Source organism: Pasteurella atlantica, from assembly GCF_963693435.1.
Lineage (GTDB): Bacteria > Pseudomonadota > Gammaproteobacteria > Enterobacterales > Pasteurellaceae > Phocoenobacter > Phocoenobacter atlanticus.
This window is the reverse complement of sequence record NZ_OY856306.1, coordinates 600,932-626,354: the sequence shown is the minus strand read 5'-3', so window position 1 is coordinate 626,354 and position 25,423 is coordinate 600,932. Positions and strand designations below refer to the sequence as shown.

The 25,423-nt window shown below is 36.8% G+C and carries 14 protein-coding genes, 2 tRNA genes and 3 rRNA genes; 7 read left to right on the top strand and 12 right to left on the bottom strand.

What is annotated here, in order from left to right; translation table 11 throughout:
• Nucleotides 1-54: 54 nt before the first annotated feature.
• The 7 genes from rrf to U9966_RS02960 all read right to left on the bottom strand — a co-directional run bounded on the left by rrf (nt 55) and on the right by U9966_RS02960 (nt 8,222).
• Nucleotides 55-170: ribosomal RNA gene (rrf, locus tag U9966_RS02990) — 5S ribosomal RNA — on the bottom strand.
• A 150-nt stretch (nt 171-320) separates the two neighbouring features.
• Nucleotides 321-3,334, bottom strand: a 23S ribosomal RNA gene (locus U9966_RS02985).
• A 326-nt stretch (nt 3,335-3,660) separates the two neighbouring features.
• Nucleotides 3,661-3,736: transfer RNA gene (locus U9966_RS02980), tRNA-Ala, on the bottom strand.
• Between the two features lie 36 nt (nt 3,737-3,772).
• Nucleotides 3,773-3,849, bottom strand: a tRNA-Ile gene (locus tag U9966_RS02975).
• A 73-nt stretch (nt 3,850-3,922) separates the two neighbouring features.
• Nucleotides 3,923-5,463: ribosomal RNA gene (locus U9966_RS02970) — 16S ribosomal RNA — on the bottom strand.
• The 16S, 23S and 5S rRNA genes sit together here with 2 tRNA genes alongside, the layout of an rRNA operon.
• Nucleotides 5,464-5,958: 495 nt before the next feature.
• Complete coding sequence (gene fabA, locus U9966_RS02965; protein ID WP_306346606.1) at nt 5,959-6,486, bottom strand: bifunctional 3-hydroxydecanoyl-ACP dehydratase/trans-2-decenoyl-ACP isomerase; 528 nt, start codon at nt 6,484-6,486, stop codon at nt 5,959-5,961.
• Between the two features lie 110 nt (nt 6,487-6,596).
• Nucleotides 6,597-8,222, bottom strand: coding sequence for an AAA family ATPase (locus U9966_RS02960; RefSeq protein WP_306346607.1), 1,626 nt, complete (start codon nt 8,220-8,222; stop codon nt 6,597-6,599).
• Between the two features lie 85 nt (nt 8,223-8,307).
• On the opposite strand from U9966_RS02960, the gene matP reads away from it, so the two are divergent.
• Nucleotides 8,308-8,754, top strand: a complete 447-nt coding sequence (gene matP, locus U9966_RS02955) for a macrodomain Ter protein MatP (protein WP_306346608.1) — start codon at nt 8,308-8,310, stop codon at nt 8,752-8,754.
• A gap of 17 nt (nt 8,755-8,771) precedes the next feature.
• On the opposite strand, the gene fmt is transcribed toward matP, so the two are convergent.
• The 5 genes from fmt to dapF all read right to left on the bottom strand — a co-directional run bounded on the left by fmt (nt 8,772) and on the right by dapF (nt 14,895).
• A complete protein-coding gene (fmt, locus tag U9966_RS02950) occupies nt 8,772-9,722 on the bottom strand; it encodes a methionyl-tRNA formyltransferase (RefSeq protein WP_306346609.1) in 951 nt (316 codons plus the stop codon).
• 93 nt (nt 9,723-9,815) lie between these two features.
• Nucleotides 9,816-12,146 (bottom strand): ribonuclease R, encoded by a 2,331-nt coding sequence (gene rnr / locus U9966_RS02945; protein ID WP_306346610.1) that lies wholly within the window; start codon nt 12,144-12,146, stop codon nt 9,816-9,818.
• Nucleotides 12,147-12,274: 128 nt separating this feature from the next.
• On the bottom strand, nt 12,275-13,036 hold the full coding sequence (locus U9966_RS02940) for a biotin--[acetyl-CoA-carboxylase] ligase (protein WP_306346611.1): 762 nt from the start codon (nt 13,034-13,036) through the stop codon (nt 12,275-12,277).
• Nucleotides 13,033-14,058, bottom strand: coding sequence for a UDP-N-acetylmuramate dehydrogenase (murB, locus tag U9966_RS02935; RefSeq protein ID WP_306346612.1), 1,026 nt, complete (start codon nt 14,056-14,058; stop codon nt 13,033-13,035). The genes U9966_RS02940 and murB overlap by 4 nt, the downstream gene beginning before the upstream one ends.
• Before the next feature lie 12 nt (nt 14,059-14,070).
• Nucleotides 14,071-14,895 carry a diaminopimelate epimerase gene (dapF, locus tag U9966_RS02930; RefSeq protein ID WP_211597290.1) on the bottom strand — a complete coding sequence of 275 codons (825 nt, stop codon included), beginning with the start codon at nt 14,893-14,895 and terminating at the stop codon, nt 14,071-14,073.
• 264 nt (nt 14,896-15,159) lie between these two features.
• Here dapF and glyQ point away from each other — a divergent pair, with 264 nt between their 5' ends.
• The 6 genes from glyQ (at nt 15,160) to U9966_RS02900 (ending at nt 25,414) form a co-directional block, all read left to right on the top strand.
• Nucleotides 15,160-16,077 (top strand): glycine--tRNA ligase subunit alpha, encoded by a 918-nt coding sequence (gene glyQ, locus U9966_RS02925; protein WP_306346613.1) that lies wholly within the window; start codon nt 15,160-15,162, stop codon nt 16,075-16,077.
• Nucleotides 16,078-16,101: 24 nt separating this feature from the next.
• Nucleotides 16,102-17,292 (top strand): FRG domain-containing protein, encoded by a 1,191-nt coding sequence (locus tag U9966_RS02920; protein ID WP_306346614.1) that lies wholly within the window; start codon nt 16,102-16,104, stop codon nt 17,290-17,292.
• Nucleotides 17,285-17,548 carry a hypothetical protein gene (locus U9966_RS02915; RefSeq protein WP_306346615.1) on the top strand — a complete coding sequence of 88 codons (264 nt, stop codon included), beginning with the start codon at nt 17,285-17,287 and terminating at the stop codon, nt 17,546-17,548. The genes U9966_RS02920 and U9966_RS02915 overlap by 8 nt, the downstream gene beginning before the upstream one ends.
• Before the next feature lie 33 nt (nt 17,549-17,581).
• Nucleotides 17,582-18,595, top strand: a complete 1,014-nt coding sequence (locus U9966_RS02910) for a PDDEXK nuclease domain-containing protein (RefSeq protein WP_306346616.1) — start codon at nt 17,582-17,584, stop codon at nt 18,593-18,595.
• A 57-nt stretch (nt 18,596-18,652) separates the two neighbouring features.
• Nucleotides 18,653-20,719 carry a glycine--tRNA ligase subunit beta gene (gene glyS, locus U9966_RS02905; protein WP_306346617.1) on the top strand — a complete coding sequence of 689 codons (2,067 nt, stop codon included), beginning with the start codon at nt 18,653-18,655 and terminating at the stop codon, nt 20,717-20,719.
• Nucleotides 20,720-20,980: 261 nt separating this feature from the next.
• Entirely contained in the window at nt 20,981-25,414 is a 4,434-nt protein-coding gene (locus tag U9966_RS02900; RefSeq protein ID WP_306346618.1) for a S6 family peptidase, read from the top strand.
• Nucleotides 25,415-25,423 lie beyond the last annotated feature (9 nt).

Genomic DNA, 25,423 nt, shown 5'->3' with positions numbered 1-25,423 from the left:
TAAATACAAAAAAGCCGTAACTATTTCTAGTTACGGCTCTTCCTTCTTATAAAACCCTGATGGTGTCCTACTCTCACATAGGGAGACCCTACACTACCATCGGCGTTACAACTTTTCACTTCTGAGTTCGGTATGGAATCAGGTGGTTCCGTTGCACTATGGCCATCAGGAAAATCTGTCGATATTTATATCTAATCTTTTCTTCATTCTTTAAATTAAAAACAAGCTTCTACTTTAACTTTCTTAAACTTCAAACTCCAACCTTACAGTCTTCTGTCTTCCGTCCTCTGTCTTCTGAAACAAAAACACTTGAGTGTTGTATGGTTAAGTCTCTCGGGCAATTAGTACAGGTTAGCTCAACGTCTCACAACGCTTACACACCCTGCCTATCTACGTCTTAGTCTCAAACAACCCTTACAATCTTATAGATTGGGAGAACTCATCTCAAGGCTAGTTTCGTGCTTAGATGCTTTCAGCACTTATCTATTCCGCATGTAGCTACCCAGCAATGCTTCTGGCGAAACAACTGGAACACCAGTGATGCGTCCACTCCGGTCCTCTCGTACTAGGAGCAGCCCCTTTCAATTCTCCAACGCCCACGGCAGATAGGGACCGAACTGTCTCACGACGTTCTAAACCCAGCTCGCGTACCACTTTAAATGGCGAACAGCCATACCCTTGGGACCTACTTCAGCCCCAGGATGTGATGAGCCGACATCGAGGTGCCAAACACCGCCGTCGATATGAACTCTTGGGCGGTATCAGCCTGTTATCCCCGGAGTACCTTTTATCCGTTGAGCGATGGCCCTTCCATTCAGAACCACCGGATCACTATGACCTACTTTCGTACCTGCTCGACATGTCCGTCTCGCAGTCAAGCTTGCTTATACCATTGTACTAACCTCACGATGTCCGACCGTGATTAGCAAACCTTCGTACTCCTCCGTTACTCTTTGGGAGGAGACCGCCCCAGTCAAACTACCCACCAGACACTGTCCGAACACCCGTTTCGGGCGCTTCGTTAGAACATCAAACGTTAAAGGGTGGTATTTCAAGGTTGACTCCACAATAACTGGCGTTACTGCTTCTAAGTCTCCCACCTATCCTACACATTAAAATTCAAGGTTCAGTGTCAAGCTATAGTAAAGGTTCACGGGGTCTTTCCGTCTAGCCGCGGGTACACCGCATCTTCACGGCGATTTCAATTTCACTGAGTCTCGGGTGGAGACAGCCTGGCCATCATTATGCCATTCGTGCAGGTCGGAACTTACCCGACAAGGAATTTCGCTACCTTAGGACCGTTATAGTTACGGCCGCCGTTTACTGGGGCTTCTATCAGAAGCTTCTCTTTCGATTACATCATCAATTAACCTTCCAGCACCGGGCAGGCATCACACCCTATACGTCCACTTTCGTGTTTGCAGAGTGCTGTGTTTTTAATAAACAGTTGCAGCCAGCTGGTATCTTCGACCGGTTCAACCTTCACCCGTAAAGGGCTACAATCTACGCCGGCGCACCTTCTCCCGAAGTTACGGTGCTATTTTGCCTAGTTCCTTCACCCGAGTTCTCTCAAGCGCCTGAGTATTCTCTACCTGATCACCTGTGTCGGTTTACAGTACGATTTATAATAACCTATGCTTAGTGGCTTTTCCTGAAAGCGTGGTATCAGTTACTTCAGCTCCTTAGAGCCTCGTCATCACTTCTCGGTGTTATTCAGAATTCCGGATTTGCCTAGAATTCCCACCTACCGGCTTAAACAGGGATATCCAATACCCTGATAACCTAACCTTCTCCGTCCCCACATCGCAGTTATTACAAGTACGGGAATATTAACCCGTTTCCCATCGACTACGCTTTTCAGCCTTGCCTTAGGGGTCGACTCACCCTGCCCCGATTAACGTTGGACAGGAAACCTTGATCTTCCGGCGAACGAGTTTTTCACTCGTTTTATCGTTACTTATGTCAGCATTCGCACTTCTGATACGTCCAGCAAACCTCTCGATTCACCTTCATCCGCTTACAGAACGCTCCCCTACCCAACAGGCGTATCACAAATATTCCTCAATCCTTACTTCATTCCAACTCGACATTTGGAACGCTTTGCCGCCTTTCACTTCGTGAAAGCCGTCAATCGTAAATCCTAAGGCGTATTTGTGATACGCCTGATGCCGCAGCTTCGGTGCTATATTTGAGCCCCGTTACATCTTCCGCGCAGGCCGACTCGACTAGTGAGCTATTACGCTTTCTTTAAATGGTGGCTGCTTCTAAGCCAACATCCTAGCTGTCTAAGCCTTCCCACTTCGTTTCCCACTTAATATAGACTTTGGGACCTTAGCTGGCGGTCTGGGTTGTTTCCCTCTTCACGACGAACGTTAGCACCCGCCGTGTGTCTCCTGAGTATCACTCTTTGGTATTCGGAGTTTGCATCGGGTTGGTAAGCCGGGATGGCCCCCTAGCCGAAACAGTGCTCTACCCCCAAAGGTGTCCGCTCAAGGCTCTACCTAAATAGATTTCGGGGAGAACCAGCTATCTCCCGGTTTGATTGGCCTTTCACCCCCAGCCACAAGTCATCCGCTAATTTTTCAACATTAGTCGGTTCGGTCCTCCAGTTAGTGTTACCCAACCTTCAACCTGCCCATGGCTAGATCACCGGGTTTCGGGTCTATACCTTGCAACTAAACGCCCAGTTAAGACTCGGTTTCCCTACGGCTCCCCTATTCGGTTAACCTTGCTACAAAATATAAGTCGCTGACCCATTATACAAAAGGTACGCAGTCACAACTCGAAGTTGCTCCTACTGCTTGTACGTACACGGTTTCAGGTTCTATTTCACTCCCCTCGCAGGGGTTCTTTTTACCTTTCCTTCACAGTACTAGTTCACTATCGGTCAATCAGGAGTATTTAGCCTTGGAGGATGGTCCCCCCATCTTCAAACAGGATATCACGTGTCCCGCCCTACTTATCGTTAGCTTAGTTCCACAATTGTATTTTCAGATACGGGATTATCACCCTCTTTGATTGAGTTTCCCAACTCATTCTCTTAATACAAATGCTAAAACTAACTGGCTCTTCCACTTTCGCTCGCCGCTACTCACAGAATCTCGGTTGATTTCTTTTCCTCGGGGTACTTAGATGTTTCAGTTCTCCCGGTTCGCTTCAATGACCTATGTATTCAGTCATTGATAATAGGTTCTTCACCTATTGGGTTTCCCCATTCGGAAATCTTGGAATTATCACGTTTCTTATCAACTCTTCCAAGCTTATCGCAGATTAGCACGTCCTTCTTCGCCTCTGATTGCCAAGGCATCCACCGTGTACGCTTAGTCACTTAACCATACAACCTCAAGTATTCTTAAAATAAATTAAAGAAAACCTAACGTTGTTACATTAAACAACTCAAGTTCGTATGTTGCTTTTGTTCAACATACTATTTTTTAGTTTCTTACTCAGACTTCTTCTCAAAAAACAGCCACTTTAACAAATTACAGTTTTAATTCCTGTCATCTGTCTTCCGTACTCTGTCTTCTGAACTTGAAAGTCTTCAGTTTTCAGCTTGTTTCCAATTTTTTAAAGAACAAATATAACAAAACACTTAACGTGCTTCATCATTGCTAAATTAACTTATAAATATATTTACAAATTCACTTAGCAATGATGAATTGGTGGAGATAAGCGGGATCGAACCGCTGACCTCCTGCGTGCAAGGCAGGCGCTCTCCCAGCTGAGCTATATCCCCAACACATCACTATCATTTCTAACCACACTCAATGAGTGGTGGGTCTGAGTGGACTTGAACCACCGACCTCACCCTTATCAGGGGTGCGCTCTAACCACCTGAGCTACAGACCCAGAAATGATGTCTTTTGTCTCTTATTATTTCTATCAAACAATCTGTGTGAGCACTCATTGTCGCTTATTCAGGTAAGGAGGTGATCCAACCGCAGGTTCCCCTACGGTTACCTTGTTACGACTTCACCCCAGTCATGAATCATACCGTGGTAAACGCCCTCCCTAAGGTTAAGCTATCTACTTCTGGTACAACCCACTCCCATGGTGTGACGGGCGGTGTGTACAAGGCCCGGGAACGTATTCACCGCGACATTCTGATTCGCGATTACTAGCGATTCCGACTTCATGGAGTCGAGTTGCAGACTCCAATCCGGACTTAGACGTACTTTCTGAGATTCGCTTACCTTCGCAGGTTCGCCGCCCTCTGTATACGCCATTGTAGCACGTGTGTAGCCCTACTCGTAAGGGCCATGATGACTTGACGTCGTCCCCACCTTCCTCCAGTTTATCACTGGCAGTCTCCTTTGAGTTCTCAGCATTACCTGCTAGCAACAAAGGATAAGGGTTGCGCTCGTTGCGGGACTTAACCCAACATTTCACAACACGAGCTGACGACAGCCATGCAGCACCTGTCTCATAGTTCCCGAAGGCACAAGACTATCTCTAGTCTCTTCTATGGATGTCAAGAGTAGGTAAGGTTCTTCGCGTTGCATCGAATTAAACCACATGCTCCACCGCTTGTGCGGGCCCCCGTCAATTCATTTGAGTTTTAACCTTGCGGCCGTACTCCCCAGGCGGTCAATTTATCGCGTTAGCTACGGGCGCCAGGCTTAAAGCCCAACCCCCAAATTGACATCGTTTACAGCGTGGACTACCAGGGTATCTAATCCTGTTTGCTACCCACGCTTTCGCACCTCAGCGTCAGTCTCTCTCCAAGGGGCTGCCTTCGCCTTCGGTATTCCTCCACATCTCTACGCATTTCACCGCTACACGTGGAATTCTACCCCTCCCTAGAGGACTCTAGTCGCCCAGTCTCAAATGCAATTCCCAAGTTAAGCTCGGGGCTTTCACATCTGACTTAGACAACCGCCTGCGTGCCCTTTACGCCCAGTTATTCCGATTAACGCTCGCACCCTCCGTATTACCGCGGCTGCTGGCACGGAGTTAGCCGGTGCTTCTTCTGCGACTAACGTCAATGTTTGCACCTATTAGATACAAACCCTTCCTCATCGCTGAAAGAACTTTACAACCCGAAAGCCTTCTTCATTCACGCGGCATGGCTGCATCAGGGTTTCCCCCATTGTGCAATATTCCCCACTGCTGCCTCCCGTAGGAGTCTGGACCGTGTCTCAGTTCCAGTGTGGCTGGTCATCCTCTCAAACCAGCTAGAGATCGTCAGCTTGGTGAGCCTTTACCTCACCAACTACCTAATCTCACTTGGGCTCATCTCGTGGTATATGGTCCGAAGATCCCATACTTTAATCTTTCGATATTACGCGGTATTAGCTACAGTTTCCCGTAGTTATCCCCCTCCACAAGGCAGATTCCCAAGCATTACTCACCCGTCCGCCACTCGTCAGCAAGAAAGCAAGCTTTCTCCTGTTACCGTTCGACTTGCATGTGTTAAGCCTGCCGCCAGCGTTCAATCTGAGCCATGATCAAACTCTTCAATTAAAAGTTTAATCGCTCAATAAACTGACATAGAATTTTTATTAAATAAATTTTCAGTGACACTTATTAAGACTTCTTTATTTCAAATATTTTTTTCAAATAAGTCAATCAACAAGTGCCCACACAGATTGTCTGATAAATTGTTAAAGAGCAAAAAACAACGACGCACCAGTTAAAACTTCGTTTCACAACAGTGCGTCGTTGTGTGTGGCGTATTATAGAGATTTTTAAAGGTGACGCAAGTACTTTTTGGAAAAATATTGAAAAATCCATTCGAACGATTAAATTTAGCTCAAATTGTCGTTTTTTTCTAATTTTTTAGCATAACATTAAAAATATTATTTTCTGAATTTTCCGTAAAATTACTTTTTCTTAGCGAAATATCGAAGCAATACTACTCGTTAGTAGATGGTGGGAAACTTCATTATACAAATAAATAACTTTTAAAAAATTTACTCTTTAAGGCAAGATCATACTTTAATTGAAGATATCACGAAGTTAAAATGATGATGTATCTCGAAATAGCCCAACTTTTAAATTAGTAGCAATATAGATAATTTTACCATCAACTTCTACTTCTCCATCTGCCACACCCATCACTAATTTACGATTAATCACTTTTTTCATATTAATACGATAAATTAATTTTTGAGCTGTAGGTAAAACTTGTCCTGTAAACTTCACTTCACCAACACCTAATGCACGACCTTTTCCTTTTCCGCCAATCCAACCAAGAAAGAAACCGACTAATTGCCACATTGCATCTAATCCTAAACAACCTGGCATTACAGGATCTCCAATAAAATGGCATTTAAAAAAAGGTAAATCAGAATGAATATCGAGTTCTGCCTCAATATATCCTTTGTTGAAAGCTCCACCTTGATCAGATATTTTAGTAATACGATCCATCATTAACATTGAAGGTGCAGGTAGTTGAGGACCTTCACTACCAAAAAGTTCTCCACGCCCTGAAGCTAAAAGATCTTCGTAATTATAATTGTCTTTAATATTTGCTAGACTACTCATTTTTATCCCTTATTTAATTGTCCCAAAATAAACATATCTTCCTTATTTTATTACTCTCATAATATCAAACTGTAAAATAAGCGAGTATAAATTAATTGATGGTCAGACCATTAAGAAGCTATTAATTTTTTGCAAATTTTTGATAATATCGTACCGCTTGTAGGTTGCTGTTCTTGTTCATTTTCTAAGTTTTCTTTAATAATTGAAAAAATAGAATTTTCTGCTTCATCTTTATTGTAAAAAGCGGTGTTGAATAATAGTTCCATTGTTTGGAAAATATCTGAAACAGCCCAAATATGAAATTGACCTTCTGCAACAGCATTAATTACATCTCTGTGTAAACTCAAATGAGATATACAGCTTTCAGGAATAATGACCCCTTGTTTGCCAGTAAGGGTTCTTTTCTGACATAAAGCGAAAAAGCCTTCTATTTTTTGGTTTACGCCTCCTACACTTAATACTCGACCAAATTGATCAATAGATCCTGTAACAGCGATGGATTGAGGGAGAGCCAGTTTAGCCAAGCTACTTACTAATACACAGAAAATAGCCAGTGATGAGCTATCTCCATCAATTTCACCATAAGACTGTTCAAAGACCAAAGAAGCAGAAAAAGGAAGTTGTGTAGGTAATTCTAATAAATGAGCAAGACAAGACTCTGCAATCATAATGCCTTTTGCGTGTACATTGCCTCCTAATTCAACTTTATGTTCAATATCAACAATTTCTCCATCACCTAAACGAGTATTACAGCTAATTCGTAATGGTTCACCAAAGGCGTAAGGAACCCCCTCAAATTCAACCACAGAAAGCCCATTAATTTGTCCAATTTGTTCTTTTTCAGTGCCGATATACACTTGATTATTGAGCATTTCTAATTGTGTGTAATTGTTCAATGTTGCTGCCTGTTTTTCTAACAATTCAAAATAGCCATCAATATTATCAAACTGTGTTTGAGATGCACAAAATACAGAAATGCCTAAAATATCTTTTTTTATTTGAGTAGGTAAAATTGAAATCAGCTGCTGATTTTCACTTTCTCGAATATAGTGATTGAGTAATTGCAATAATCCTTTGTTAGAAAATATTTTAGTGGTTAAGTTTTTAGACAAATACTGAATATAGTTTCCCCATTGTGTTAATGAGTATTCATTAAGTGATAAAGCCGTTTCTACTTCTGTATAATGTGCAAATTGATGTAAACTTTCGTCATAGTTAGTTAGTGTTGCAATATCTTTACGAGAGCCAGCTAAAATTAATTTAAAGGTTGTTTTAATAGATAATTTTTGCATTATCATCTTTTTATTTGGTTCTAAATAAAATTCACCAAATAATAATGCTTGCTTTAACTTATCCCATAATGAAAGATCTTTTAACAACGAATGTACATTTAGTAATAAAACACCATTATCCAGTTGTGAAAGTATCCCCTCTACTATTTCTGCTTGCTGAGTTTCTTTAATGTAACCGATATAACCGAACAATTGATCGCCATTAAATTCCGTACAGAGTTTTAGCTTTTGATTTTTTTGTGTAAAATAAGTTGTAATTTCATCAACAATTTCAGGTAGAATATCTGTTTTTAAGATCAATAATGATCCAGATTGTTGTTGCTGAAAAAGTGATAAACTTTGTTGTAAATTAAATTGAAAATCTAAAAAAGTCACTTTCTCATTATTTAGATAAAAAGTATGCTCACAAGAAAGTTGCTTAAAAGAAAGTGGAGTAATTTTCACAAATTATGCCTCATAATATAAATTTGATTTATTATAACGTGATTTTCGATATACTTCTGTATAAATTCTAAAAAAGGATAAATGAATGAGATACCAAAGATTAGATATTCAAGAAGCAAATTGGAAATGGCAATACTTGTTAAAGAAACATCAAACAGGTGAAGCCATTACCAAACATCAAGAACAAAGCCTTATTGAATTAAAAATTGAAACACTTATTTCTTTACAGAACTGCCCAGAAGAAATTGAACTGTGGGTTAAAACTGAGATGACACCAGAACAACGAAAAAAAATGCGTCAATCAGTTCGAGCTAAGAGAAAACGTTTTTTTAATGCTGAAAAACAGACAACCAAGAAAAAATCAATTGATTTGGAATATTCAAGTTGGTTAAGATTATCTGAAAAATCAAAAGAATTAGAGATGACTCTGTCGGAAACTATCGAACATCTTATTGATGAATTAGATAATAAACAAATTTATATTGATCAAATTGCTAGGATGAAACAAAATTTAAAAGATCTATTAAAATAGGGGCATTTTCTTAGTAACTAAAGTTTATCCCCTACTTTAAACCAATTACCACGACCATTTAAAAAATCTTGGGTCATCATTGGCTTTTTCCCTTGTGGTTGCAATTGAATAATATTTAACACACCTTGTTGCGTTGCAATTTGAATACCTGTTTTATCTACGGCTAAAATCGTACCAATTTCTTTTTCTTGATGTTCTAATACCTCTGCTTGATATATTTTTACTCGCTCTTCTTTGCCATTGATATCAAGAGTTAAATAAGCCACAGGAGCAGGGTTAAAGGCTCGAATATTACGCTCCAACTGACTAGCAGATAAATTCCAGTCTAATTTCGCCTCTTCTTTAGTGAGTTTTTCCGCATAATTGGCTAACTCATCTTGTTGTTTTTGAGGTGGAAATTTCCCACTTTCTAAATTATCTAATACTGTTAACAATGCTTGAGGAGCAATATCTGCTAACTTTTGATAAAGAGATGCTGAGGTTTCATCATCAGCGATATCAGTAGTCACTTTATATAGCATATCGCCAGTATCCAGCCCTTTATCCATTTGCATAATGGTGACGCCTGTTTCTTTATCACCCGCCCAAATTGCACGTTGAATAGGAGCTGCACCACGCCAACGAGGAAGTAATGAACCGTGTACATTTAAACAACCTAAACGAGGGGATTTTAATACTTCTTCAGGGAGAATTAACCCATAAGCAACCACAACCATTACATCCGCATTGAGTGTTTGTAATTCAGTTAAAGCCTCTTCATTACGCAATGATTTTGGTTGATAAACTGTTAAATGATGTTCAAGAGCCAATTTTTTTACAGGGCTTGCTGTTAGTTTTTTACCACGTCCTGCAGGTTTATCTGGTTGTGTGTAAACCGCCACAATATTATGTTGTGAACCAATTAATTGTTGTAAATGTTGAGCAGCAAAATCTGGCGTGCCTGCAAAAATAATATTTAGTTTTTTCATTGTCTTCTCATACTTGCTAAGCGGTACGATCTTGATCAAAATTTGCAAATTTTTAGCTAGATCTTACCGCTATTCATTTCATCAATGTTATTTTTATACTGTCTTTTTGTTACGATTTTTTACCGTTTTCTGTGCTTTTTTCTTCTTCGTTTTTACCGTTGAAGTTTCTTTGAAAACAGCTTTTTTAGTTTTACTTTTTGGTTTCTTCTTGGTCGGCTTTTTAGCTTTGCCATCCCCCAATGAACGACCTTTTGAATCAAGTAGGACAAAATCAATTTTTTTATCATCCAAATTTACACCAGCGACCTTGATTTTCACTTGATCCCCTAAACGATAAATAATTCCACTTCCACCAACTAGACGCTGACGATCAGCATCATAACGGTAATAATCATTATCTAAGGTGGAAATATGTACTAAACCATCGATCATCAATTCGGTAATTTTTACGAATAACCCAAAACCAGTTACGCTAGTAATCACGCCTTCAAACTCTTCACCGATGTGATCCTGCATATATTCGCATTTCAGCCAATCCGCCACTTCACGGGTTGCATCATCAGCACGACGTTCCGTTGCTGAACATTTTTCGCCGAATTGATCGATATCATCAATTTTATAATGATAACCGCCACCGTCAGTATAATAACGTTTATTACCTTTCTCTTTTTCCACCAAATATTTAATCGCACGGTGTAATAATAAGTCAGGGTAACGACGAATTGGCGAAGTAAAGTGAGCGTATTCCGTTAAGGCTAATCCAAAATGCCCCACGTTATCCGCCGAATAAACCGCTTGTTTTAAAGAACGTAACAGCATTGTTTGAATTAACTCAGCATCAGGACGTTTACGCACTTTTTCCAATAATTTGGCATAATGTTTTGGTGTTGGCTTTAAGCCACCATCTAATAATAAGCCGTGTTCTTTTAAGAAAGTTCTAAAACTTGTCAGTTTTTCTTCACTTGGCAACGCGTGAACACGGTATAACGACGGTTCATTGGCTTTTTCGATAAATTTTGCCGACGCAACATTGGCTAAAATCATACACTCTTCGATAATTTTATGGGCGTCATTGCGAATTAACGGTTCAATACGTTCAATACGCCCTTCTGGGTTAAAAATAAATTGACTTTCTATGGTATCAAACTCTATTGCACCACGATTTTGACGTGCTTTTGTTAGCACTTTGAACATATTATTTAATTCTTCTAAATGTGGCACTAGCGGTGCGTAGCGTTCACGTAAGTCTTCGTCGCCTTGTAGCATTTTCCATACTTTGGTATAGGTTAAACGTGCGTGAGAATTCATTACCGCTTCATAAAACTCATAACCCGTTAATTTCCCTTTTTCTGATACCGTCATTTCCGCCACTAAACAGAGACGATCTACCTGTGGATTTAATGAACAAAGTCCATTTGAAAGCACTTCTGGTAACATTGGCACAACACGATTTGGGAAATAAACCGAGTTACCACGCTGAATAGCCTCTAAATCTAGGGCTGTTTTAGGGCGAACATAATAACTTACGTCGGCAATCGCCACCCACAAACGCCAGCCGCTGCCTTCTTTTTGACAGAATACCGCATCATCAAAATCTCTGGCACTTTCGCCATCAATAGTAACCAGTGGTAATTCTCGCAAATCAACACGCCCTAATTTTGCTTCTTCTGGCACGTCTTCTCTGAGTTTTGCAACCTGTTTTTCAACTTCTTTTGACCATTCATAAGGAATATCGTGGTTTCGCAAGGCGATCTCAATTTCCATTCCCGGTGCTAGGTTTTCACCTAAAATTTCAGTGATCACACCGATTGGGCGTTTAAAACTGGCAGTGCGTTCTTTTAATTCCACCACCACGATTTGCCCCATTCTCGCCCCTAAGCGATGTTCATCAGGGATTAAAATATCTTGGGTAATACGGCTATCATCAGGTACGACAAAGCCCACACCTGATTCTAGGAAAAAGCGTCCTACAAGCTGTTTCTTACGTGCTTCAATCACTCGCACAATACGAATTTCTTTACGCCCACGACGATCTCTGCCATTCGGTTGAGCTAATACATAATCGCCGTGTAGCACTCGGCTCATTTGTCCATTTGGAATAAACCAATCGTCATCTTCACCTTCTACGTTTAAAAAACCGTAGCCATCTCGATGTCCAACTACCGTACCTTTGAGTAAATCCATTTTTTCAGGTAACGCATAACGCTTACGTTTGGTAAAAATCAGTTGCCCTGAATTTTCCATTGCTCGTAATCGGCGACGTACGCCTTCCATTCGTTCTTCATCGTCGATATTAAAAGCATTAAGCAACTCATCACGACTCATTGGAGCATCATATTGACGAATGGTATCTAAAATAAATTCTCGGCTGGGTACGGGATTATCGTATTTTTCAGATTCTTGTTGATAATTTGGGTCTTGCATAAGGCGTTCCTTCTTCTTTCTAGCGGTAAGATGTTGGTAAAAATTTACAAATTTATTATGTTCTTACCTAATAATTGTATTGTTGTTAATTATATTATAATACTTTTTCACTATTAAATGAGTATTTATTATACTTTTCTTAATGATACTTCTCCAACGGAAAAGTAAAGAAAACTATTTTGCTGTTGTAATATAAGCTCTCCTTGTTCATTAATACCTTGTGAAATACCTTTATATATTTGAGTATCTGTGATGATCGATACCTCTTTTTGTAAAAACAGGTCATAATTTTTCCACAGACTAAAATAAGGCTTAAAGCCTGTTTGAGGATAATTGATTAACATTTGTTGTAACTTTTTAGTTAAACAAAGAACAAGTTGATTAGGATTAATATCATACCCAAAGAGAGTACTGACAGGTTGATCAATCGTATTTTCTTTTGATATCGGAGCTAAATTAATACCAATACCCATTACTAAATAAATATGGGGGGGCATAGTTTTAAGTTCAATAAGAACTCCTGCCACTTTTTTACCTTTATGATAAATATCATTTGGCCATTTAATTGTTAAATCTTGGATACCTTGCTGTTGTAAACTCTCAATCACGATTAACGCAACAACTAAACTTAGTGGAGGTAAGATTAAATTAGAATTAATAGGATAAGACCATATTAGTGAGTAATTTAAATTTCCCTTTGGTGCAATCCAGTTACGCCCACGCCGACCACGTCCAGCAGTTTGTTTTTTTGTAATACAAACAGAACCTTGAGATAAGGTATTACAATTAGTCAATAAATATTCATTGGTAGAATTTAATTCATCAAATAGATACAATTGACCCATTGTTAGTTGTGATTGAATAACTGATGTGCTCAACGCTTTATTCATCGTGTTATTTCTTCACTATCTGCTTCGCCATTTGAAGCAATAAAACGAACTTCAGGTAAAATTTCCACCCCAAATTTTTCACGAACTTGCTTACGAACAGCTTTAGCTAATGCAACAATATCAGCACCTGTAGCATTACCGTTATTGATAATAACAAGGGCTTGTTTGAGGTGTACCATTGCCCCCCCCATTTTGAACCCTTTTAAATGGCATTGATCTATTAACCATCCAGCAGGTAATTTTACTGTACCATTAGGTTGTGGGTAGTGTGGGATTAATGGGTAAGCGGTACGAAGTTGTTCAAATTTTGCAAACTCTATAACTGGATTTTTAAAAAAACTTCCTGCATTACCAAATTCTTCAGGGTTAGGTAATTTTTCCATCCGTACTTTACAAACTTCATCAAAAATCTGTTTAGCTGTTACAGTTTCAGGATCAAATTGACTTAATGACCCATATTCTAATTTTGGTTGCCACATTTTAGCTAATTTAAAACCAACAGTAATAATGGCAAAATTATCTTTATATTGATGTTTAAATATACTGTCTCGATAACCAAATTGACATTCATCATTGGTTAAACGAAAAGTTTTTCCGCTGTTTAAATCTAATACTTCCACATAATCACATACTTGCTCTAGCTCAACCCCGTAAGCACCAATATTTTGAATAGGTGATGAACCAACACATCCCGGAATTAAGGCTAAATTTTCTAATCCAGCAATATCACGATCGAGCGTCCATTTGACAAATTGATGCCAATTTTCGCCACCTGAAACTTGTAAATAGTGAAAATTATCGTCTTCATAATGATGAATACCTTTTAAACAATTGATAAACACCGTTCCCTGGAAATCATCTAAAAATAGAACGTTGCTACCTTGCCCGAGTAATAGTTTGGGGGGTAAAGTATTTCGCCATTCAACAATTAATTGTTTAATCGAATAAATTTCAACAATATCTTTTGCCTTTACGTCTAAGTGAAAAGTATGGAAGGGGTTTAAATTTTTTGTCATTATCATTAACCTTGCAAATTAAAAATGGATATAACCATCATAAATGTGGGTAGCACTACCTGTCATAAAGAGATCCTGTCCTTCACCTTGCCATTCAATTTGTAGTGAACCACCTCGTAATTCTACTTTCACACTATGATCTAACACACCCTGCATAATGCCTACTGCAACAGCTCCACAAGCACCACTTCCACAGGCTTGAGTTTCCCCTACACCTCGCTCAAAAACTCGTAACTTAATATGATTACGAGTAAGTACTTGCATAAATCCAACATTCGTTTTTTCAGGAAAACGTTCATGGCTTTCGAGTAATGCACCCAATTTATTTACGTTTGCTGTTTCTACATTATCTACTTGCAATACACAGTGAGGATTACCCATTGATACCACCCCACAAATAGCGGTTTGAATGTCAGTCAAAAGTAAATAATTTTTCTCAAATTTATTTGCAGTGAAAGGAATTTTAGCAGGTTCCCAAATAGGTTTACCCATATTGACTCGTATATTACCATTATCTTGTAAAAATAAAGTCATCTTTCCTTTTGCTGTACTGACTTTAATTTCTTTTTTATTTGTTAATCCTTTAAGGTTAACAAAACGGGCAAAACATCTTGCACCATTGCCACATTGTGAGACTTCTGTTCCATCTGCATTAAAAATACGATAATGAAAATCTAACTCAGGACTATAAGGTGGCTCGACTAATAAAAGTTGATCAAACCCAATTCCACGACGACGATCAGCCCATTTACGAATAAGATCAGGGCTTAGATACACATTTTGTGTCACCCCATCAATTACCATAAAATCATTACCTAATCCGTGCATCTTTGAGAATTGCATAACTTTTCCTATTGAGATATGTAAATATGTCTAACTAGAATTATAGAGTTTCAATCTGCTGATTGCTATCTATAAATAAAATAAATCTTTATAAATTTTAACAGTAAGAACGCAAATATGTATAAAAAAATAATATTTTAGCGATTGAAGTAAATATAAGCGGTATGATTTTAATAAAAATTTGCAAAAAATCTCCAATAAGTGACCGCTTAAAGGTATAATAAAAGCAATTTTCTATTCACTTTTAAGAATTAGGTACAAATAATGACAACAGCAACAACCAAATTCAATGTAAAAACATTCCAAGGTATGATTTTAGCCCTACAAGATTACTGGGCAGAGCAAGGTTGTACTATCGTACAACCGTTTGATTTAGAAGTTGGGGCAGGTACATCGCACCCAATGACCTGTTTGCGTGCAATCGGACCTGAGCCAATGGCATCGGCTTACGTGCAACCATCACGCCGTCCAACTGACGGTCGCTACGGTGAAAACCCAAACCGTTTACAGCACTATTATCAATTCCAAGTGGTCATCAAACCGTCGCCAGATAATATCCAAGAATTATATTTAAACAGCTTAAAAATGCTCGGCTTTGACCCATTAGTGCACGATATTCGTTTTGTGGAAGATAACTGGGAAAACCCAACACTAGGTGCGTGGGGCTTAGGCTGGGAAGTGTGGTTAAACGGTATGGAAGTGACGCAATTTACCTATTTCCAACAAGTAGGCGGATTAGAATGTAAACCTGTAACGGGCGAAATCACTTACGGTTTAGAGCGTTTAGCAATGTATATTCAAGGCGTGGACAGCGTTTACGACTTAGTGTATTCAGACGGTCCATTAGGCAAAACTACCTACGGCGACGTATTCCACCAAAACGAAGTGGAACAATCAACGTATAACTTTGAACACGCAAATGTGGACTTTTTATTCCAATGCTTTGAAGAATACGAAAAAGAAGCAAAGTATCTAATAGAATTAGAACAGCCATTACCATTGCCAGCTTATGAGCGTATCCTAAAAGCAGGGCATTGCTTTAACTTACTCGACGCACGCAAAGCGATTTCTGTAACCGAAAGACAGCGTTATATTTTGCGTATTCGTGCGTTAACCAAAGGTGTGGCTGAAGCGTATTATGCAAGTAGAGAAGCGTTAGGGTTTCCGATGTGTAAGAAGTAATTTTTTGTAAAATCAGGTAGTTAGATGAATAAAAAAAATAAACAATTTATTTCTGATTCTAATAATGAAGGAAAAAATAAGAGGGTTTCTGAAATTATAAATAATGAAGAAAAAGATAAGTGGGTTTCTGAAATTATAAATAATGAAGAAAAAGATAGGTGGCTTTCTGAAATTATAAATAAGGAAGAAAAAGAGAGTTTAGACGCTTTTGAAAATAAAGAAGTATCTCCTGTTTCCAAAATATTAAATAAAATTCCTAAAGGGAAAGATGGAAATAGGTACACACGTTTTTTTCGAGGAGTATCAAATGAAACTTTTGAACAAGTTCCTAGTATATATCGCAATAAAGGATTGATTGAAAATGAAGAGCAAATACTACATGATGCATTGCTGAATAGCCCACAAGATTTTATAAATGATAAATCATTATTTGATAAATTAGTTAAATTACAGCATTACGGTTTTCCTACAAGATTATTGGATATTACTTCAAATATATTAGTTGCATTATATTTTGCTGCTCAAGGTAGTAAGAATGAAGATGGAAATATAATAATTTTTGATATTCCAAATGAACATGTTAAGTATTCTTCAGATGACAAAGTTAGAATACTTTCATGTCTTGCTATTAACAATTGTAATTTTAATATAGATGAAAAGTCATTACTTCTAAATGCAATTACTAAATTAGTAAATGAGGATGATCAAGCCAAAAGAGAGCTTCAGAGTAAATTAAATTCATCAGAAAACACTTCATTGTCTAGTGAATTTGTAAATAAATTAAATGAAATTTATATAAATATAAAAGATTCAAAAGAAGATCAATTTAATCTTCAGAAAGACACTTTACAGTTGATTTCTGATATTAAATACGATAAGAATGGTTGTGATATTAAAGTTTCTTACGAAGATATAGAGAAAGTTTTATGCGTAAAGGCAAAAATGAATAATCCTAGAATTATTAGACAACAAGGAGCTTTTTTATTATTTGGTTCAAATCTATCAGAAGAAAATAGATTAAGTGCAGTAAATGTAAATCCAGATTGGATGATGAAAATAAAAATACAAGGAAAGGATAAAAAAGAAATTTTAGAAGAACTAAGATCATTAGGTATTAGTAAACAAGCCTTATTTCCTGAATTAGAAACTCAAGCTGAAGACATAAAAAAGAAATATGAACAACTTTCTGCGGATAAAAAGACTAAAAATGAATAAACCAACACTTTTTTACACCGACTTATGCCCTGATACCATTCCATTTAAGCAAGAATTAGAACGCTTAAATGTTGAATATGAAGGTGTAAATATTTTTGAATCAATGGCGAACTTTAAACGCTTTTTAAAATTACGTGACAATCATTCAGCGTTCGATATGCCAAAAAGTTTAGGAAATATTGGTATTCCTGCTTTGGTGTTAGAGAATGAAAAAGTGATTTTAGATCGTGAAGAATTACAAAATATTTTTGGTTAAAGCGGTTAGATTTTAGAGAGAATTTGCGAATTTATGAATAATCTTCCAACAGAAAATAAAGACTTAACTCAAAGCATTGCTCAAATTATAGAGCAAGCGAGAAAGCAAGTTAAACAAACGGTCAATTCTGCAATGGTTCAATGCTATTGGGATATTGGGCGTTTGCTTGTGGAAGATGAACAGCAAGGACAACAGCGTGCTGAGTATGGTAAATATGTATTACAGAATTTATCAGAACGTTTAACAACAATGTATGGTAAGGGTTTTGATGTTCGTAATTTACGAAATATGCGTCAATTTTACCTTGCTTTTCCAATTCGGAACGCACTGCGTACCGAATTGAGTTGGACGCATTATAGAAGTTTAATCCGCATTGAAGATCCACAAGCAAGAGAATGGTATTTAAAAGAAGCGGTTGAGCAAAGTTGGTCTTCTCGTGCATTAGATCGTCAGATTTCAGTGCTTTATTATGAACGTTTATTAGCAAGCCAAAATAAGCCTGTTGTTGTTCAAGAAGCAGAAGAAAAAACGGAAGTATTAAAAGAAACAATACAGGATTATTTGCGTGATCCTTATATTTTAGATTTCTTAAATTTACAAGATAAAACCTATCAAGAAAGCAATGTTGAGCAAGCGATAATCAATAATTTACAGCAATTTTTACTTGAATTAGGCAAAGGGTTTGCTTTTGTTGAACGTCAAAAAAGAATTCGCTTTGATGATGAAGATTTTTATATTGATTTAGTTTTTTATAATTTCAAACTGAAATGCTTTTTATTGATTGACCTAAAAATTGGCAAGTTAAAGCACCAAGATATCGGACAAATGGATACTTATGTTCGTTTATACGATGAGCAATTTAAAGGCGAAGATGATAATCCAACTATTGGTTTAGTGTTGTGTAGTGAGAAAAGTGAGGCGATTGCCAAATATTCTGTACTTGCTGATAGAAAGCAGATTTTTAGTGCGAAATATTTACCTTATCTACCAACAGAATTACAGTTACAGCAACAAATTGAAAAAGTGAGAGCGTTGAATAACGTTTAGAAAATTTAATATTACATTATTCACGCACTGCGTGAACAGTCTAAAAGAGAGAACAAAATGACAACAAAAAATTTCCTTGCCGAGATTGGCACAGAAGAGTTACCACCAAAGGCACTTAAAAAATTAGGGCTGGCGTTTGCGGGCAATGTGGAGCAAGAGTTAAATCAAGTGGGTTTGACTTTTGATAAAGTGGAATGGTTTGCTGCACCACGTCGTTTGGCGGTTAAAGTTTTAGGGCTTGCGTTGGTGCAACCAGATAAAAATATTGAAAAACGTGGTCCTGCGGTGAAAGCAGCCTTTGATGATCAAGGTAATCCAACCAAAGCAGCAGAAGGCTGGGCAAGAGGTTGTGGAATTACGGTTGATCAGGCGGAGCGTATCGCAACGGATAAAGGCGAGTGGTTAGTACATCGTGCGGTTATCAAAGGGCAAGAAACAAAATACTTGTTAAATGAGATTATCAACAATGCGTTGGCAAAATTACCGATTCCAAAAGCAATGCGTTGGGGCGATAAAACCGTACAATTTATCCGTCCTGTGCATACGGTAACGATGTTGCTTGGCGATGAGTTGATCGACGGCGAAATTTTAGGTGTGAAAAGTGGTACAACTTTACGTGGACACCGTTTCTTAGGACAGCAAGAAGTTGAGATCGCAAATGCGGATCAATATCCTGAAATTCTACGTGAAAAAGGATCGGTTATTGCAGATTTTGAAGAGCGTAAAGCGATCATTTTAAAAGATTCACAAGCCAAAGCCGAAGCGTTAGGTGGTATCGCAGATATTGAAGAAGACTTACTTGAAGAAGTCTCATCATTAGTTGAGTTCCCTGTGGTAATGGCGGCGAAATTTGAAGAACGTTTCTTAGAAGTGCCAGCAGAAGCCTTAGTTTACACAATGAAAGGGGATCAAAAATATTTCCCTATTTATGATAAAGCGGGCAACTTATTACCAAACTTTATTTTTGTGTCGAATATCAACCCAGAAGATCCCACTTTTGTGATCGAAGGAAATGAAAAAGTGGTGCGTCCACGTTTAGCCGATGCAGAATTTTTCTTTAAATCAGATTTAAAACAGCGTTTAGAAGATAATTTACCACGTTTAGAAACCGTATTATTCCAACAACAGCTTGGTACAGTGCGTGATAAAACCGCTCGCATTGAGCAACTTAGCGGCGAAATTGCAAAACAAATCGGTGCAGATGAAATCAAAGCAAAACGTGCAGGTTTATTATCAAAATGTGATTTGATGACAAATATGGTGTTTGAATTTACCGATACGCAAGGCGTAATGGGAATGCACTATGCACGTCACGATGTCGAAGATGAAGAAGTAGCGGTGGCATTGAATGAACAATATATGCCACGTTTCTCAGGCGATGAATTACCGACTTCATTGGTGGCGTGCAGTGTTGCGTTAGCGGATAAAATCGATACTTTAACAGGTATTTTTGGTATCGGTCAGTATCCAAAAGGGGATAAAGACCCATTTGCATTGCGTCGTGCGGCATTAGGTGTGTTACGAATTATCGTTGAGAAAAAATTACCATTAGATTTAACGGATTTAATCCAAAAATCAGCACAATTATTTGGCGATAAATTATCAAATAAAAACGTGGTTGATGAAGTAGTTGATTTTATGCTGGGACGTTTCCGTGCGTGGTATCAAGATGAAGGTATTTCAGTTGATGTAATTCAAGCGGTATTAGCTCGTCGCCCAACAAAACCTGCGGACTTTGATGCACGTGTGCGTGCGGTAGCTTATTTCCGTACCTTAGAAAGTGCTGAGGCATTAGCGGCAGCGAATAAACGTGTTGCAAATATCTTAGCTAAAGCAGAAAATAGTGTTGGCGAGATCGATCTTTCACTTTGTGAAATTGACGCTGAAAAAGTGTTGGCAGAGAAAATCATTGCATTAAATTCAAGCCTTGCACCGCAATTTGCGAATGGCGAATATCAAGCGATTTTAGAACAGTTGGCAAGTTTGCGTGATGTGGTGGATACCTTCTTTGATAAAGTAATGGTAAATGCCGAAGATGAAAAACTGCGTAATAACCGTTTAGCAATTTTAGGCTCGCTACAACGCCTATTCTTAAATGTGGCGGATATTTCAGTTTTACAATAAATTGTGATGATGAAGCGGTAAGATTTAGTAAGAAATTTGCAGTATTATCTAGCAAATACACAAGGACTTATCTTTTTGTATTTGCTAGATTTTTTCTATCTTGGATATCATTTTAGAGAAAACTCAAATGGCTAAATGAAAAATGATATATCGCTTATCAATCAAATATCATTTAAGGTAAAATCTAGATTTGAGGGCGTTGCACTTCAAATTTGAATCTGCCATAATGTTGATAATAAATATTATACATTTGCATTAAAAATGAAAAAATTACAATTTTCTTTCCTTGCTTTATTCGTAGCAAGCTATGTTCATTCTCAAACCTTAGACTTAAATAACTTTACTTATCGTGATTACCTTGACTTTGGGCAAAATAGAGGAAAATTTATTCCTTCACAAATTCCCCTTACCTATGAAGGAAAAAATGGTATTACACAACTGTTTGAAAAAATTCCTGATTTTTCTCATCGCTCTCGCTCTGGTGCAACAACTTCACTTGGGCGAAATTATGTTACTACGGCTTATCACGTTGTTGTATCTGCATTTAAAGATAGTAAGCAACTTACAGGAGAATTTAAAGAACCAAATGCGTATTTACCTTTAATGCAAACTTGGGGGCTCTCTCAATATGACTTTGGTGTAAAAAATAATAAGCCTCGTAATCATAAGGAATATGGCATAGATACTTCTTATTTTAGAACCTCAAAATATATTATTGAAGGTAAAGTCGATCCTGCTTTTGTAGAAGATAATATTGAGCAAAATAAAAATATTCAGAAAAGAAAAGATTTATATGCAAAATGTGACGCTATGCCATTTAATGATACCAAAAGAAAATGCTGGGAAGAATATGATGAACCAAATAGTGATATCAATAATTTTAAACAAACCTCAAAAGAAAAATTAAAAAAATATTACAGCAAATTTAATGAAGCGTATCAAAGTGGACGTGGTGCGTTAACCCTTAAAAAAGAGGGGGTTATTTGTCAAAAAGAAGGCGAAGATTGTGTTATTTCTAATATGACAAATGCGTTAAGTGGAGGTGTTTGGAAAATTGTAACCGATGTTCCAGAAAATTTTGGTGATCTTAATTTTTACTCATTTTTTAATTTTAAAGAATATGGTGGGAAAAGAGAGGGCTTTATTTTTAGACCTTTTATTATCAAACCTAACACTAAAGATGAACAATTAGTAACATTTAAATCAGGTCTATTTAGAGGAGATAGTGGTTCTGGAATTGTTGCTTGGGATGAAAATAAGCAAAAATGGGTACTTCTTGGAGTTACTAGTGCTGGTGGGATTACAAATGGTCACGCTGATTTTTCAGTAACAATCCAAGAAGAATTTAATGATTATAAAAAGAATTTTGAGCATAGTTTTAATCAATCTGTAAATCAAAGTGATTTACAACCGAATAAAGATAATATTTTTAAAGTAGCACAACACTTTTCTTTAAATAGTGATTTAAACCTTGCAACTGGTGGGTTAGTTTTTACTACTGGGAAAAATATATTAGATGGAAATAACCATAATATTAGTGAAATAGCAGGCGTTGATGTTGAAAAAGGGGCAGAGCTAACCCTTAATAATGTTGTTCTAAATAAAAAAGATTTACACAAAGTTGGTGATGGTAGCTTAATTGTAGATGCTCGAACTAATGGAAATCTACGTTTTGGAAGCGGTGAAGTTGTACTTAAAAATAGCAATGCTTTTGATAAAATTTACAATACTGGTGGTAAGCTAAAACTTGACTCTCATTTTAATGTTCAAGATAACCTATTCTTTGGTGATCGTGGCGGTATTCTTGATCTAAACTCGCAGAGTTTAAGCATTAAAAATTTCTCGGTAAATAATAATCGTGCTTTAATACAAAATTCTCATAATATGCCAAGTACTCTAACCATTGAGAATAGCGAAGATAATAAGAATCTTATTCACGCATTTATAGGCGGTGAGATTTATAACAAAATTAGCAAAATTGATATTAACCCAAATAATGATAATAATATTTTTGATGGTGGATTTAATATTGATGGCGATGTGAATGTACTTGCAGGAAAAACGCTAAACCTTCAAGGACACCCAACACTTCACGCTTATTTTAAAGAGGTAAACAGTAAACAAGATTTTACGGAGATTATTAAAAATCATCCTGATTTTGTACTACCTAAAAAACCTGCTAATCCTTGTTCACCAGAGGCAAGCACTAACAAGTTAGAACAATATTATGTGAATAGTAATCAAAGAGAAAAAGTATGTTTGAATTATTTATCATTAAAACTTGATGGTATTGATTTATCTCGCCCAAATAGATTAGAGCAAACCGACTGGGATTTTCGAGAGTATAAAGCAAAAAATATTACCCTTAAAAAAGGGGCAACGCTTAATTTGAGTAAAAGTTCAGCAACCACAGCTAATATTACTGCAACTAATGCAACGGTAAATATCGGTGGTGATTTAACGCACTATATTGATAAATTTGATGGCGAAAATACTTATAAAAATGGTTATTCATTCCAACAAGATGTTGAAAGTAAAAATATTGATGCTGGCACAGTGATTTTTAACGGAAATATTACTCAAAAGAGCGGTAATATAAATGCAAATAATGCTCAAATGGTGGTTGATAGTTTTATACTTGATAACGGCGTATTTAATACTCAAAATAATACGCAAAGTACCATTAAAAACTTTACCTTACTCAATAATAATACCGTGACTACTGACGCAAGTATTCTTAATATTGAAAACTTAAATATTGATGCGGTAAGTAATAATCAACTTTCTGCAAATATGAATATTAGTGGCATTTTAGATTTAAAAAATGTCGGTAAAGATGATAGTACATTAAAAGATACTGAAAATGATTTAGTTGCCGTGAGAAATAATAAAAAGATCACGTTTAAATCAAATTCAAAAATTAGTGTTACTTTTTCTGAGTTTTTAAAAGCAAATAGTCAAAAATTAAAACTTGATACTGTTTATAAACTTATTGTTACAAATGATTTAGACGATCAAAGACAAGTAAGAGAAATCAACTTTAAAAACCAGTTAGATCAAGACATAAAAAGTTATAACAAAACTGAGGGTAATGCTATTTATGTGATTTTTAAAAATAAAAACTTACCTGATGCAACAGAAAATAAACCTACACCAACACCTGATGTTATTGTAGAAGATAAACCTACACCAACGCCGGATATTATTGTAGAAGAAAAACCTGCTCCAACACCTGATGTTATTGTAGAAGAAAAACCTGCTCCAACACCTGATGTTATTGTAGAAGATAAACCTACACCAACGCCGGATATTATTGTAGAAGAAAAACCTGCTCCAACACCTGATATTATTGTAGAAGAAAAACCTGCTCCAACACCTGATGTTATTGCAGAAGAAAAACCAACTCCAACACCTGATGTTATTGCAGAAGAAAAACCTGCCCCAACACCTGATGTTATTGTAGAAGAAAAACCTGCCCCAACGCCTGATGTTATTGTAGAAGATAAACCTGCTCCAACACCTGATGTTATTGTAGAAGATAAACCTGCTCCAACACCTGATATTATTGTAGAAGAAAAACCTACACTAGCACCAAAGAAACCTGATATACAAATAAGCTCAAAATATCAAGCCATTTATGAGGCTTTTGATAAAAGAGGAATTGATAAATTAGCATTAAATAGTGCCTATAAAAATAATTTTGATAAGGCAATTTTTGCCTACCAAACTGGCGAGAAAAATGCACAATCACAATTAGATAATATATTAAAACAAGCGGATGATTATTTACAAAAATTTGCAAATATACCAAATACGATTGCTCCACAAATTTTATGGAATAACTATACCAAAATAAATCAGCGTATGCAGACAATGTGGCAAGATAAGGTATTAGATAATGATCTTTGGGTTGATGTAAACGGAATAATAACTAAAAATAGTTATCATAATTTAAACTTAGGTGGGATTACCCTTGGCTATGATCATAGAAGAAATCTAGAAAAAGGGAACTCTTTAATTGGTGGTTTCTTATCATATCAAGGTGGCATTGCAAATAATGATTTTTATAATAGCGATATTCATACTCTAAGTTTGGGAGGCTATGCAAATTATATTTATCATAATTTATTTGAAGTAGGTGGGCAGGTAAATGCAATCTATGAAAATCATTCCCCAACGTATAACAAACTATCATTCTTACAACAAGATCTTTCATCTCGTTATAGTGCGTATAGTGTTGGGTTAAACTTGCATTACAAACATAATGTATATCAAAATACCATTGCAAACTATACTCATACTTTAAAACCTGTTGCAACACTCGGCGTTCTTTATAGTAAAATCGGAACGCAAAAAACGGCTGTATTAAAACAACAGAAAAGCAATGTAATTCATACTCGTATTGGTGGCGGTTTAGAATATAGTATAGCGAATGAAAACACGTACTATAATCTCAATGCAATGGTTAAAAAAGAGTTTAATTATCAAGATGATAAATCAATATCATTTGCAAATATAGCAAGATTTGAATCTTATAAAATGAGTCTTTCAAACCCTATTCGTTTTGAATTAAATTTTGATGCTGGAATTAAGTTAAATAAACAAACCTCTCTTCAATTATTGTTAGGAGGATTTGTGACAGATAAAAAAGATTTGGGTTTAAATAGTACATTAAAGTTTAATGTTGAATTTTAATGTTTCGTG